This is a genomic window from Streptomyces hirsutus (assembly GCF_001418415.1).
GTDB classification, from domain to species: domain Bacteria; phylum Actinomycetota; class Actinomycetes; order Streptomycetales; family Streptomycetaceae; genus Streptomyces; species Streptomyces hirsutus.
In genome coordinates, this window is sequence record NZ_LIQT01000392.1 from 1 (window position 1) to 13,987 (window position 13,987).

General features: G+C 73.2%; 9 protein-coding genes. 1 reads left to right on the top strand and 8 read right to left on the bottom strand.

Annotated features, from left to right (window positions below):
- Together AOK11_RS46855 and AOK11_RS27270 are read right to left on the bottom strand one after the other, a co-directional pair.
- Window positions 1-191: maltotransferase domain-containing protein (locus tag AOK11_RS46855; RefSeq protein ID WP_420903019.1), on the bottom strand; the 191-nt coding region annotated here is incomplete at its 3' end.
- A 497-nt stretch (window positions 192-688) separates the two neighbouring features.
- Window positions 689-1,903 carry a S8 family peptidase gene (locus AOK11_RS27270; protein WP_055596376.1) on the bottom strand — a complete coding sequence of 405 codons (1,215 nt, stop codon included), beginning with the start codon at window positions 1,901-1,903 and terminating at the stop codon, window positions 689-691.
- Window positions 1,904-2,192: 289 nt separating this feature from the next.
- On the opposite strand from AOK11_RS27270, the gene AOK11_RS27275 reads away from it, so the two are divergent.
- On the top strand, window positions 2,193-4,829 hold the full coding sequence (locus tag AOK11_RS27275) for a glycosyltransferase family 1 protein (RefSeq protein ID WP_055596377.1): 2,637 nt from the start codon (window positions 2,193-2,195) through the stop codon (window positions 4,827-4,829).
- A gap of 69 nt (window positions 4,830-4,898) precedes the next feature.
- Here AOK11_RS27275 and AOK11_RS27280 read toward each other — a convergent pair whose 3' ends face one another.
- From AOK11_RS27280 to AOK11_RS27305, 6 genes are all read right to left on the bottom strand, one after another.
- A complete protein-coding gene (locus AOK11_RS27280) occupies window positions 4,899-5,420 on the bottom strand; it encodes a DUF1990 family protein (RefSeq protein WP_055596378.1) in 522 nt (173 codons plus the stop codon).
- Window positions 5,421-5,565: 145 nt separating this feature from the next.
- Window positions 5,566-7,602 carry a M4 family metallopeptidase gene (locus tag AOK11_RS27285; RefSeq protein WP_055596379.1) on the bottom strand — a complete coding sequence of 679 codons (2,037 nt, stop codon included), beginning with the start codon at window positions 7,600-7,602 and terminating at the stop codon, window positions 5,566-5,568.
- 669 nt (window positions 7,603-8,271) lie between these two features.
- Window positions 8,272-10,032, bottom strand: coding sequence for an ABC transporter ATP-binding protein (locus AOK11_RS27290; RefSeq protein ID WP_055596380.1), 1,761 nt, complete (start codon window positions 10,030-10,032; stop codon window positions 8,272-8,274).
- A complete protein-coding gene (locus AOK11_RS27295) occupies window positions 10,029-11,774 on the bottom strand; it encodes an ABC transporter ATP-binding protein (RefSeq protein WP_055596381.1) in 1,746 nt (581 codons plus the stop codon). Before AOK11_RS27295 ends, AOK11_RS27290 begins: the two co-directional genes overlap by 4 nt.
- Before the next feature lie 27 nt (window positions 11,775-11,801).
- Window positions 11,802-13,664, bottom strand: a complete 1,863-nt coding sequence (locus AOK11_RS27300; RefSeq protein ID WP_055596382.1) for an ABC transporter ATP-binding protein — start codon at window positions 13,662-13,664, stop codon at window positions 11,802-11,804.
- Window positions 13,661-13,987 (bottom strand): ATP-binding cassette domain-containing protein (locus AOK11_RS27305; RefSeq protein WP_157869457.1); only part of this gene is annotated, 327 nt, incomplete at its 5' end. The genes AOK11_RS27305 and AOK11_RS27300, both read right to left, overlap by 4 nt.

A 13,987-nucleotide genomic window follows, 5' to 3' on the forward strand; every position in this document is an offset into this window, starting at 1 on the left:
GTCTCCCCGACGACCGCCTTCGCCGGCCGGCGCCCCTCGCGGACCATCGGCCGGACGTCGAGGACGGGGATACGGCCCACGGAGGTGGCGGGGGCGGTGTCTACGGGGGTGGCGCTCGCGGTGCTCGCTCCCGCAGCGGGTGACCGCGCGGGCGACGGCGACGGATGCCCGTCCTTGCCGCTCGGCCGCACGGGAGTTGTTCCGGAACCGCGTTTCGCGGACGGGCGCGGGCCGGGCTTCGGGGACGCCCCGGAACCGGCCCGCTTCGGTGGTGTGGAACCGGGCGCCGGCGGCGTCTTCACGGTGTCGGGCGTCGGAGGAGATGACGAAGGGTGCTTGGCGGGCATGACCGCTCCTGTCCGCGTCAACGTAGGTGGGCGGATGACTGTGGGGAGGTGGGTCCTGCGGGGTCCTGCTGGGTCCTGCGTGATGCTCCGTGATGTTCCTTCGTGCTCCGCCGTGTTCCGTGGTGCACGGCGGTGGTCCTGAGGGGTGTACCGAAGGAGCCTTCCCACCCTATTCGGGTGAGCAATCCGACGCTTTGTTAACTACTCACGCGTATGTCGACACACAAGACCGGCCCCGCCCTGCAAGGCGGAACCGGTCCTTGACGGGCCGTTCCACGCAGCCGTCCGGCAAGACCCCCGGCGCCTCTCGTTCGCATCAGGCCGGATCCGAACGAAGGACCCTAGGGCGCCGGCGTCCGCAACAGCCGGTTCGGCGAGCCGACTCCGCGGCTGCTCACCTTCCCGGTCGTCGCCCCCTTGACCAGGGCGTCCGCCACCTGCGCCGGGGTCGCCCGCCGGTGCCCGGCGAGGTACAGCGCCGCCGCGCCCGCCGCGTGCGGGGACGCCATCGACGTACCCGAGGCGGCGACCCGTCCGGTGTCGCTGGTGGCGGACGCCGAGATGACGGCGACCCCGGGGGCGAACACATCGACGGCCGAGCCGTGGTTGGAAAAGGCCGGTTTCTTGTCCTGCCGGTCGGTCGCGCCCACCGTGATCGCCTGTTCGACCCCCGCGGGCGAGTACAGCGCGGCCGCGTTTCCCTCATTGCCCGCGGCGACCGTGTAGCTGACGCCGGACGCGATGGAGGCGCGGACGGCGGCGTTCAGTTGCGCGGTGTGGAAGCCGCCGAGACTGAGGTTGGCGACCGCGGGCTTCTTCGCGTTCCGGGTCACCCAGTCGATGCCCGCGATCACCTGGGCCGTGGTGCCCGAACCCGCGTTGTCCAGCACGCGCACGGAGACGATCCGGGCCCGCTTCGCGACGCCGTACGTCTTTCCCGCGACGATGCCGGCCACATGGGTGCCGTGGCCGTTGCCGTCCTGGGCGATCCGGTCGTTCTGGACGAAGTCCCAGCCGTGCCGGGCCCGGCCGCCGAAGTCCCGGTGCGAGATCCGTACACCGGTGTCGATGATGTAGGCCGTCACTCCGGCACCCGCCGTGTCCGGCGAGGTGTATCGCTTGTTCAGCGGCGGGTTCCGCTGGTCGACCCGGTCCAGTCCCCAGGACGGCGGGTTCTTCTGGGTCCCGACCCGGGTCACCCGGGTGTCCTGGGCGACCGAGGAGACCCGGGGGTCGGCCGCGAGCCGCGCCGCCTGTCTCGCGTCGGCCCGGATGGCGTAGCCGTTCAGTACCGTGCCGTAGGTGTGGCTGATTCTCGCCCCGTAGCGCGCGGCGAGATCCCTGCCCGCCGCCGAGCGGGCCGCGGTCCCCTCCTTCAGTGTCACCAGGTAGCTGCCTGCCACGGAGCCGGGTGCTCCGGCGCCGGATATCCGCCCCATGGGCGCGGCGTGCGCGGGCAGGGTCGCGGCCGAAACCGTCGCGGCGCACAGGATCGCCGTCATGGTCGCCGTCGTGCCCCCCGCCCGGCGCAGACGCCGCGTTCGCGTCCGTGCCATGGTCCGAGTTCCCCTCCTAGACTCGGCGTACGGCGCCGCGGCCGGGGTGCACCCGGCGCGGGCCGGCACGCCACCGTGGCAGCGTCTCGTGCGGAACGAAGCCCCACAAGAATGCCTATGGGTAGGGAATCGGCCATATACGCCTTGTGATGAATCGTTTGGTCCGGGGCACGCCGCTGCCGGGTTGTCCGACTTCCGCCGTGGATGCCGTTTCCGCCGGTAGTGTCGTGCGGGACGACCGGACGCACACTGCCGTCCCTCCGCACCGCGACTCGCGCCGAGGTGGAATTTGAAGGCGATCCGTCGATTCACCGTCCGACCCGTTCTCCCCGACCCCCTCCGGCCCCTCAGCGACCTGGCCCGCAATCTGCGCTGGTCCTGGCACACGCCGACCGGCGACCTCTTCCAGTCCGTCGACCCCGAATGCTGGGCCGCCTGCGGCCGCGACCCCGTACGGCTGCTGGGCAGCGTGGGGCCCGAGCGGCTCGCCGAGCTGGCCGGCGACCGCGCGTTCCTGGACCGCCTCGACGCGGCCGCGGACGACCTGCACACGTACATGACCGGCGACCGCTGGTACCAGACCCAGTCCGGCACCCGGCCGCAGAGCGACCAACTGCCCGCTGCCATCGCCTACTTCTCACCGGAGTTCGGCATCACGGCCGCCCTGCCGCAGTACTCCGGCGGGCTCGGCATCCTCGCCGGCGACCATCTCAAGGCCGCCAGCGACCTCGGCGTCCCGCTGATCGGCGTCGGCCTGCTCTACCGGCACGGTTACTTCCGCCAGACCCTGTCCCGGGACGGCTGGCAGCAGGAGCACTACCCCGTCCTCGACCCCAACGAGCTGCCCCTCGTCCAGCTCAAGGAGCCCGACGGCACGCCCGCCCTGGTGGGCCTCGCGCTGCCCGGCGGCCGGTCGCTGCGCGCCCGGATCTGGCTGGCCCAGGTGGGCAGGGTCCCCCTGCTCCTGCTGGACTCCGACGTCGAGGAGAACGACCTCGGCGAACGCGGCGTCACCGACCGGCTCTACGGCGGCGGCAGCGAGCACCGGCTGCTTCAGGAGATGCTGCTCGGCATAGGGGGTGTGCGGGCGGTGCGCGCGTACTGCCGGCTCACCGGGCACGCGGCGCCCGAGGCGTTCCACACCAACGAGGGCCACGCCGGTTTCCTCGGTCTGGAACGCATCGCCGAACTGGGCGCCGAAGGACTGGAGTTCGACGCCGCCCTGGAGGCCGTCCGGGCCGGGACCGTGTTCACCACGCACACCCCCGTACCGGCCGGCATCGACCGCTTCGACCGCGGCCTGGTCGCCCGGCACTTCGGCCCCGACGCCGAACTGCCGGGCATCGACGTCGACCGCGTCATCGAGCTGGGCCGGGAGACGTACCCCGGTGGCGAGCCCGGCCTCTTCAACATGGCCGTGATGGGCCTGCGCCTCGCCCAGCGCGCCAACGGCGTGTCCCTGCTGCACGGCAGCGTCAGCCGCGAGATGTTCGCCGGGCTCTGGCCCGGATTCGACCCCGAGGAGGTGCCCATCACCTCCGTGACCAACGGGGTGCACGCGCCCACCTGGGTCGCCCCCGAGGTGCTCCGGCTCGGCGCCCGGCAGATCGGTGCCGAGCGCGCCGAGGAGGCGCTGACCGTCGGTGGCTCGGACCGCTGGGACTCGGTCGCGGACATCCCGGACGAGGACATCTGGGAGCTGCGCCGGTCCCTGCGCGTCCTGCTGGTGATGGAGGTGCGGGAGCGGCTGCGCGCCTCCTGGCGGCAGCGCGGCGCCGGGACGGCGGAACTGGGCTGGATCGACCGGGTGCTCGACCCGGACGTGCTGACCATCGGGTTCGCCCGGCGGGTCCCCTCGTACAAGCGGCTGACGCTGATGCTGCAGGACCGGGAGCGGCTGACGAGCCTGCTGCTGCACCCCGAGCGGCCGGTGCAGCTCGTGATCGCGGGCAAGGCGCACCCGGCGGACGAGAGCGGCAAGCGGCTCATCCAGGAGCTGGTCCGGTTCGCCGACGATCCCCGTGTGCGGCACCGGATCGTGTTCCTGCCCGACTACGGCATGGCGATGGCGCAGAAGCTCTACCCCGGCTGCGACATCTGGCTGAACAACCCGCTGCGGCCGCTGGAGGCGTGCGGCACCAGCGGCATGAAGGCCGCCCTCAACGGCTGTCTCAACCTCTCGGTGCTGGACGGCTGGTGGGACGAGTGGTTCCAGCCCGACTTCGGCTGGGCCATCCCCACCGCGGACGGGGCGGGTACCGACCCCGACCGGCGCGACGCCATAGAGGCCGCCGCGCTGTACGACCTGCTGGAGCAGCGGATCACCCCGCGCTTCTACGAGCGGGGCGAGAGCGGGCTGCCGGACCGGTGGCTGGAGATGGTCCGGCACACCCTGAGCCTGCTCGGGCCGAAGGTGCTGGCCGGCCGTATGGTCCGTGAGTACGTCGAGCGCCTGTACGCGCCCGCCGCCGGCGGCCACCGCGCGATGGACCCGGACGCCGCGCGGGACCTCGCCCGGTGGAAGACCCGGGTGCGCGCCGCCTGGCACGGCGTGACGGTCGACCATGTCGAGACGTCGGAGACGACGGGCACGGCGGAACTCGGCACCACCTTCGGGCTGCGGGTGCGCGTCGACCTCGGCGGCCTCGGCCCCGACGACGTCGAGGTCCAGGCGGTTTCCGGGCGGGTGGACGAGGAGGACCGCATCGCCGACGCGACCCCCGTGCCGCTGAAACCGGTGGGTTCCGCCGACCTGGAGGGCTGCTGGGTGTACGAGGGCCCGCTCTCCCTGGACCGCACCGGGCCGTTCGGCTACACGGTCCGCATCCTGCCCAGCCACCGGCTGCTGGCGCAGGGCACGGAACTGGGTCTGGTCGCGGTCCCCTCGGAGGACGTCCTGGGGACCGCGGGGTTACTGATGCGGTGAGGCGGCGCCAGGGCCCGTCCGGCGGATCATGCCGGGCGGGGCCCTGGCGGGCGGACGGGGCGAAGGGCCTCAGAACTCCTTGAGGCCCTTCGTCGCGAGGCGGCGCAGGACCGTGCCGCAGCGGCGGGCGTAGGCCTGCTGCAGCCCGCGCGCGGCCGGGCCGGCCGCGCGGGCGTACCACCTGGCCGGCCTGCTGAACGCCGAGACGGTCAGCCACACCGTCCCGTCACCGGTGCGGTCCACGACGAAGGACTCCTCGCCGCACTCGGGATGACCGGGCAGCGTGCCGTAGGCCCAGCCGGCCCTGCGGTACTCCTCCACCGTCCAGACCACCCGGCAGGGCGCCCGGACCACTCCGGCGAGCGTGACGGTGACGTCGACGCCGGGCGCCGCGCGGTCGGCGGAGGTGTCGAACCCGACCCCCAGGGCCCGGTGCAGCTCCCAGGTGAGGACCGCCTCCGAGCCCTGGCGGAAGACCGCTTCGCCCTCGCCGAGGCGGGTGCGAACGTGCAGGGGATGGAATCCGGGAGGGCAGAAACCCGGCTCGCGGGTCGCGCCGACATGGTCGTAGGTGAAGTCCGCCGAAGACATGGGACCCAAGGGTAGGGCGGCCACCGGAGCCGCCCGCACGGCGGGGCGTCGCTCCGGAGGTCCGGCCTCCGGAGCGACGCCCCGTCTTCACGTGCTGCTCACGGGCCGAGCGTCACGGCCCGCGCAGGACGCCCGCCCGTCACGGCTACGGGAAGGTGAGCCCCCAGCCGTTGATGTAGCCGGTGTCCCGTGAGGCCTGGTCCTGCACCCGCAGCTGCCAGGTGCCGTTGGCGGTCTCGGAGGAGGCGTTGACCGTGTAGGTCTCGTTGACGTTGTCCGCCGAGCCGCCGGTGCGGTTCCTCAGGCGGTACGCCGTGCCGTCCGGAGCCAGCAGGTCGATGACCAGGTCACCGCTCCAGGTGTGCACGATGTCGACCGGGACCTGGAGGTTGGACGGAGCGTTGCCCGTCCGGCCGGTCACGGTGATCGACGAGGTGACCGCCGCGCCGTTGTCCGGGATGGACACGTCGGTGGTGTTCTCGAAGGTGGTGCCGCCGCCGCCACCGGAGCGTGTGCCGACGTTGATGCCGGCCCAGGCGTCCTGCACCGCCTTGTACTCGGCGCTGTCCGTGCCGTACAGCTCACCGGCGGCCGCGAGGGTGCCGGTGCGGGCGCCCGCGTAGTTGGTGGTCGAGGTGAACTTGGTGGTCAGCGCGCGGAACCAGATCTTCTCCGCCTTGGCGCGGCCGATGCCGGTGACCGGCAGGCCGTCCGAGGTGGGCGAGTCGTAGCTGACGCCGTTGATGGTCTTGGTGCCGCTGCCCTCGCTCAGCAGGTAGAAGAAGTGGTTCGCGGGGCCCGAGGAGTAGTGCACGTCGATCGAGCCGATCCCGGAGTACCAGGCGTCCTTGGACGCGCCGTCCTTGCTCGGCTTGTCCATGTAGCGCAACGGGGTGCCGTTGCCGTTGATGTTTATCTCCTCGCCGATGAGGTAGTCACCGACGTCGGAGGAGTTGGCCGCGTAGAACTCGACGGTCGAGCCGAAGATGTCGCTGGTCGCCTCGTTGAGGCCGCCGGACTCGCCGCTGTAGACGAGGCCCGCGGTGTTCGAGGTGAGACCGTGGGTCATCTCGTGCGCGGCGACGTCGATCGAGGTCAGCGGGTTGGCGTTGCCCGAGCCGTCGCCGTAGGTCATGCAGAAGCAGCTGTCCGACCAGAAGGCGTTGACGTAGTTGTTGCCGTAGTGGACCCGGGAGTAGGCGCCCACGCCGTCGCCGCGGATTCCGCTGCGGCCGTGCACGTTCTTGTAGTAGTCCCAGGTCAGCGCGGCCCCGTAGTGGGCGTCGGCGGCGGCCGACTCCAGGTTGGACGGGCTGCCGTTGCCCCAGACGTCGTCGGAGCCGGAGAACAGGGTGCCGGTGCCGGAGGTGCCGCGGTTCAGGTTGTACGTCCGGTGCCCGCCGCGCGCGCCGTCGGTGAGGTTGTACGTCGACCCGGACTGGGTGGAGGTCAGGTCGACGGTGCCGCTGTAGACGGTGTGGCCGGTCGCGTTCCGGACGGCCTGCCACTCGTACAGCTTCTCGCCGGTGGTGGCGTCGGTGATGACGTGCAGCTCCTGCGGGGTGCCGTCGTGCTGGAGTCCGCCGACGACCGTCTCGTACGCCACCGTGGGGGTGCCGCTCGCGGCCCAGATCACCTTGCGCGGGGCGCCGTCCACGTCGGGGCTCTTGGCGTCCTCGGCCTTCGCGGCGGACAGCGCCTGCTGCTCGGCCTTGGCGGTGGACACCTTGGCGGTGGTCGTGGCGGGTTTCACCGCGGCCCGGGTGGCCTTGACGACCGACTCGGTCTCGCCGGGCCTGTCGCCCTGCACGACGAGGTCGCCGCCGAGGACGGGCAGGCCGTCGTAGGTGCGCTCGTAGCGGACGTGGACGGTGCCGTCGCGGTCCTTGAGGACGTCACGGACGACGAGCTTCTCCTCGGCGCCCAGACCGAGGTCCTCGGCGGTGTCCGCCTTGGTGGCGTTCGCCTCGCGGATCAGCTCGGCGCGCTGGGCGGGGGTGAGCCGGACCGACTCGGCGGCGGGCTTCGCCTGTCCGGCGGCCGGCGTGGAGTCCGGGGCCGCGGTGGCGCTGCCGGCCTGCACGGCCGTGGCGACCAGGGCGGCGACCCCGGCCAGGGCGACCGCGGCGGTGCGGCGGCGCGTCGTGCGGGGGGTGCGTCTGTGGGAGGACCTGCTTCTCAACACTGACTCCTTCTGCGTGGCCGCGGGTTGTGCGGCCAGGGGAGACCGGCCGGCTGGTGAGCCGGCCGGGCAGAACAGGGCGGTACGCGGTACCACGTGCTGCTGTGCTGCTGTGCTGGAGCGACGGCCGCGGCACGGCGGTTCGGTGGCGCTGTGGGGTTGCCGTGCAGGGACCGTGGGAAGAGTGGCAGGTGACCGCGGTTTCTGTCAGGAGCGCGTCAGGAACTTGGCCGAAAGCCGTTCGTTGTGCGGGAGTCCGGGTTCGGTATACGAACGGGTCGGTGTGTGGGTCGTGGGGTGCGCGGGGTGGGCCGGGGGCACGGCGCAGGCATCAACCGCCGGCGGGCATGAGGTGCGTGACATCGACGGATCCCTCTTCGACCCGCGGTTCGGGGACGAGCGCCGGAGGACCGCCGGCGCGACGAACGTGGCGAGGACCGCGAGCGCGCCGGCACGGCCGGCGGCCCAGCGGGACCGGAACCGGACCGGAACCGGACCGGATCCTCCACCAGGACCTTGGTGAGCCGGGCCGCCATGACGGACATGGCGAGAACGACGGCCGTACGGGGGGGCTCCCCAGTGAGGGCCGGCCCCGCCGATGCGGGCGAGGAGGCGTACCGCCCCGCCGTCGGCGGCCGGTCGCCCCACCGCCCTCCGCCGGGCGCCGGGCTACGGCCGGTTCGGCCCCTCCCCGTGCCACGAGTGCCAGAGCGCCGCGTACGCCCCGCCCGCCGCCACCAGGGTCTCGTGCGTGCCGAGTTCGGTCAGCCGGCCGTCCTCCATCACCGCCACTCGGTCCGCGTCGTGCGCGGTGTGCAACCGGTGCGCGATCGCGATGACGGTGCGTCCCGCCAGAACGGCGGCCAGCGCGCGCTCGGTGTGGCGCGCGGTCGTCGGGTCGAGCAGGGCGGTCGCCTCGTCGAGGATCAGCGTGTGCGGATCCGCCAGCACCACCCGGGCCAGAGCCAGTTGCTGGGCCTGGGAGCCGTCCGGTGCGCAACCGCCCTCTCCCAGAGCAGTGTCCAGACCCTCCGGCAGCTCCCGCACCCACGCGTCGGCACCCACCGCGGACAGCGCGGCCCACAACTCACCGTCTTGCGCGCCCGGTTCGGCGATGCGCAGATTGTCGCGCACCGAACCGAGGAACACGTGGTGCTCCTGAGTGACCAGGACGACCTGTCGGCGCAGCCGATCCGGGTCCAGCCGGGCCACGGGCACTTCGCCCACCGTGACCGTCCCGGCGGTCGGCGCGTCCACGCCCGCGAGCAGCCGGCTCAGCGTGGTCTTGCCCGCGCCGGACGGCCCCACCACGGCCAGCCGTTCGCCCGGCCGCACCGTCAGATCGACCCCGCGCAGCACCTCGGCGCCCCCGTCGTAGGCGTAGCGCACACCGGTCACGTCGATACGGTCACCGGCCGGATCCGGAACGTCGTCGTGCCCCGCCGTACGCGACGCCCTGGCCAGCCCCTCCACCCGGGCGAACGAGGCGCCGCTGCTCTGCAGTTGCTCGATCCGCATCAGCACCTCGTCCAGTGGCCCGCTCAACTGGAGCAGATACAGGGCGGCGCTCACCACCGCGCCCAGGCTCACCGCGCCCCGTTCGTGCAGCGCCCCGCCGATCAGGAGTACGCCGGCCACCGGCACGGCGTACGAGAACTCCACCACCGGGAAGAACACCGTCCGCAGGAACAGGGTGTGGAACCGGGCGCGCCGGGTGGTCTCCAGCGCCTCCCGGCTCGCCCGGATCCGCTGCTGCTGGAGCCCGAACGCCTCCACCGTGCGCGCCCCCGCTGCCGTCGCCGCGACGATCTCCGCCACATCCGAGACGGCCGAGCCCTCGGCGAGGTACCCGGCGCGGGCCCGGCGCAGATACCAGCGCAGCACGCATCCGATCGGGGCGAGCCCCAGCAGGCCGAGGGCGCCCAGCAAGGGATCCACCAGGAAGACCGCCGCCATGACGAACACCGCCTGCACCCCGTTGACCAGCAGCGCCGGCCCGGCGTCGCGCAGGGTGGTGCCGACGACGGTCACATCGGCCGTGCCCCGCGCCGTCAGATCCCCGGTGCCGGCCCGCTCCACCACCGACGAGGGCAGCGCCAGCGCCCGGTCCACGAAGCCCTCCCGGACCCGGGCCAGCGTCCGCTCCCCGAAGCGGTGCCCCACGTGACGGGCCCAGCGGGCCAGCAGCAACTGCCCGACCGCGCACAGCAGGATGACCGGCGCCAGCCGGTCCACCACGCTCACACCGCCCCCGTCGCGCACCCCGTCGATGATCCGCCCCAGCAGCCACGGCCCGGCCAGCCCCGCCAGAGCGGCCAGCGAGTTCAGGGCCAGCACCGCGGCGAAGGCCCGTCCGTCCGCCTTCACCAGCGCCACGGCCGCCCGGCGCACCTCGGTGGGCTCGGCGACCGGCAGTCCTCCTCGGCTCACCGCACGGCCCCCTCACCGGCTTCCTCGGCAGATCGCCCGGTTGATTCCCCGACGGCCTCCCTGGCCACCAACGCCCGGTATCCGGGCTCACGGTCGAGGAGTTCGCGGTGGCTGCCGGTGGCGGCCACCTTGCCGTCCACCAGGAAGTGCACCTGGTCGACGCGGTCCAGCAGCAGCGGCGAAGTGGACGTCACCACCGTCGTACGGCCCCGGCGCGCCGCGCGCAGCCCCTCGGCGACCGCGGCCTCGGTGTGCGCGTCGAGTGCCGAGGTGGGCTCGACAGCCAGCAGCACCTCGGGATCGGACAGCACCGCACGTGCCAGCCGGACGCGTTGCCGCTGCCCACCGGAGAGACTGCGACCCTGGGCGGACACCGTCGAGCCCAGACCGTCGGGCAGCCCCCGCACGATGTCGTCGGCGGCGGCCGTGCGCAGGGCGCGCAGGACGTCCGCGTCCTCAGCCGCACGGCGGCCGGCCACCACCTCACGCAGAGGGCCGGCGAACAGATCGGCCTCGTGGTCGGCGACCAGAATCCGTTCCCGGACCTCGGCGAGCGCGATCGCGTCCAGCCGCCGCCCGCCCCAGGTGGCCGACGACGGCACATACCGGCCGAGCCGGTCCACCACGCCGACCGCGTCGGCCGGGCGCGCCGCGGTGAGCGCGGTCAGCCGGCCCGGCAGCACCCGCGCCCCGGACTCGGGGTCGTACAGCACCGACGGTTCGGCGGGCGCGGCGACCTCGCCGGTGCCGGCCGGCGGTTCCAGCCGGAGGAACGCCGCCACCCGCCGGGCGGCCACCACACCCCGGCTCAGCTGGTAGCCGCATTCGATCAGGAACATCACCGGCCACACCAGCACGGCCACATAGCCGTATACCGACACCAGCTCGCCCACGCTGATCTGGCCCTGGGCGGCCAGCCGGGCGGCGATCCAGGTCACCCCTGCCAGAAAAAGCATCGGCAGGCCGGCACCGAGCGCCTGCATCCAACTGGTCACCGCACCGACCCGGTACCCCTGTTCGCGCAACCGCTGCGAGTCCCGCCGGAACGCCTCCCCCATCAGGCCCTTGCCACCGAGCCCGCTCAGCACCCGCAGACCGCCCGCCAGATCCCCGATCCGCGCGGTCAGCACGCCCTGCCGCTCCCGGTACTCCGTCTCCGCCCCCTGCAACCGCCCCGCCAACGGCCCCACCACGAGGGCGATCACCGGCACCCCGAGCAGCACGACCGACGCCAGCAGCGGCGACACCGACAGCAGCAGTCCGGCCACCACCCCATAGGCCACGACCGCTCCCACCCCGGGCCCGACGGCGGTGAGCGACTGGCTGATCATCTGCACGTCACCGACCCCGATGGTGACGACCTCTCCGGCCCCGGTGGAGCGCGCCAGCGAGGCACCGAGCCGCACCGACTGCCCGACGACCACCTTCACCGTGCGGAAGTGGGCGTCCATCCGCACCCGGGTCATCGTGCGGTGCCGCATGATGCCGAGCCAGGAGTTGACCCCGTTCACCGCGAACAGGGCCCCCGTCCAGAGGGCCAGGGCCCCCATGTCGCCCGGTTCGAGCCCCTCGTCCACCGCCCGGGACATCAGATACGGCGTCGCCGCCAGCAGCACCATCCACACGCTGCCGAACACCGCCCCCGCCGCACACCGGCCCGGCTGCCGCAGGACCAGCCACCACAGATAGCGGGCCCCGCCCCGGCCGTCGGGCGTGCCGGGATCCCCGTACGCGTCGATCATCCGCTCACTCCCCCCGCGCTGCCGCGCCTACGCAAGACTGTCCCGCCAGGCCCGGTGCAGGCCCGCGAAGCGGCCCGTGCCCGCGACGAGTTCGGCCGGGGTGCCGTCCTCCACGATCCGGCCGTGCTCCATCACCAGGACGCGGTCCGCGATCTCCACGGTGGACAGGCGGTGGGCGATCACCACCGCCGTACGGCCCCGCAGCACCGTCGCCATCGCACGCTGCACCGCCCGCTCGCCGGGGATGTCCAGCGAACTGGTCGCCTCGTCCAGGATCAGCACGGCGGGATCGGCCAGCAACGCCCTCGCGAAAGCGACGAGCTGGCGCTGACCGGCCGAGATGCGGCCGCCCCGCTTGCGTACGTCGGTGTCGTAGCCGTCCGGGAGGGAGCTGATGAAGTCGTGGGCGCCGATCTCCTTCGCCGCCTGCTCGATCTCCGCGCGGCCGGCCTCCGGACGGCCGAGGGCGATGTTCTCGGCGACCGTGCCGGAGAACAGGAACGCCTCCTGTGTCACCATGACCACCCCGCGCCGCAGTTCGGGCCCCGACAGGTCGCGCAGGTCGACGCCGTCGAGCAGGACCCGGCCGTCGGTGGGGTCGTAGAAGCGGGCGAGCAGCTTCGCCAGCGTCGACTTGCCCGCACCGGTCGAGCCGACCACCGCGACGGTCTGCCCGGCGGGGAGCGTCAGATCGAAACGGGGCAGTACCTCGCCACCGGTGCGGTAAGCGAACCGGACCCCGTCGAAGACGACCTCGCGCCCCGGATGCTCCGACCGCCGCTCCGGCAGCTCACGGGGGGCCACCGGCTCCGGCACGGACGGGGCCTGGGCCAGCAGACCGGCGATCTTCTCCAGCGAGGCCGCCGCCGACTGGTACGCGTTGAGGAACATGCCCAGCCGGTCGATCGGGTCGTACAGGCGCCGCAGATACAGCACCGCCGCCGCCAGCACACCGAGCGCGAGCGTCCCGTCCGCCACCCGGTAGGCGCCCCACAGCACGGCCAGCGCGACCGTCGTGTTGGCGGTCACCCGCGAGCCCACCACATAGCGGGCCATCTCCAGCAGCGCGTCGCCGTTGGTCCGCTCGTGCCGCCGGTTCAGCTCCCGGAACGCGGTGTCGTTGACGGCCTCGCGGCGGAAGGCGCGCACCGGGCGGATGCCGTTCATCGTCTCGACGAACTTCACGATCACCGCGGCGATCGCCGTCGACCGCAGCCGGTACACCTCGGAGGCCCGCCGCCGGTACGACCGTACGAGTGCGTACAGCGGGACGAAGGAGGCCACCGCCACCGCGCCGAGCCCGAGGTCCAGCCAGAGCAGCAGCACCGAGATGTAGACACAGGACACGATGACCGTCACCAGCTCCTGCAGGCCCTCCTCCAGCAGCTCCCGCAGCGACTCGACGTCCGTGGTGGAACGGGAGATGAGCCGGCCCGAGGTGTAGCGCTCGTGGAAGTCGACGCTGAGCGCCTGCGCGTGCCGGAAGATCCGGCCGCGCAGATCCAGCAGCACGTCCTGGCTGACCCGGGCGGCGGTGGCGATGAACGCGTACTGCAGCACGCCGCCCGCCGCCGCGCACAGCAGATAGCCCACCGCCACCGCGATCAGCGGCCCGTGGTCGGCGGACCGGAACGCGGGCACGCCCCGGTCGATCGCGTACGCCACCAGCAGCGGGCCCGCCTGCACCGCCGCCTGCTGGAGCAGCAGCAGAAGCGCCGTCAGGGCGACCCGGCCGGGCATCGGCGCCAGCAGGGAGCGCAGCAGGACGCCGCTGGCATCCGGGGGAGTGGGCAGGACGTCCCGGTCGAAGGGGGCGCCGGCCTCCCGGACCCGCGGCTCGTCGTCCTTGCCGTCCTCGTCGCGGGCGGGTGCGGTGGGAACCGCCGTCATCGCTGTTCCTCCTGTTCCCGCGCCGGGTCGCCGGCCATGAGGTGGGCGTACTCGGAGTGGGTGCGCAGCAGTTCGTGGTGGGTGCCGACCGCCGTGATCCGGCCGCCGGAGAGCAGGGCGACGCGGTCGGCCAGCAGGACCGTGGACGGGCGGTGCGCCACGATCAGGGCCGTGGTGTCGGCGAGCACCCGGCGCAGGGCGGCCTCGACCGCGGCCTCCGTGTGCACGTCGAGCGCGGACAGCGGATCGTCCAGCACCAGGAAGTCGGGCCGGCCGACCACCGCGCGGGCCAGCGCGAGGCGCTGCCGCTGCCCGCCGGAGAG

Bases quoted from the DNA above. Each gene is read 5' to 3' on its own strand.
- AOK11_RS27300 (WP_055596382.1), bottom strand. From the start codon at position 13,664: ATGACGGCGGTTCCCACCGCACCCGCCCGCGACGAGGACGGCAAGGAC.
- AOK11_RS27280 (WP_055596378.1), bottom strand. From the start codon at position 5,420: ATGTCTTCGGCGGACTTCACCTACGACCATGTCGGCGCGACCCGCGAG.
- AOK11_RS27295 (WP_055596381.1), bottom strand. From the start codon at position 11,774: ATGATCGACGCGTACGGGGATCCCGGCACGCCCGACGGCCGGGGCGGG.
- AOK11_RS27270 (WP_055596376.1), bottom strand. From the start codon at position 1,903: ATGGCACGGACGCGAACGCGGCGTCTGCGCCGGGCGGGGGGCACGACG.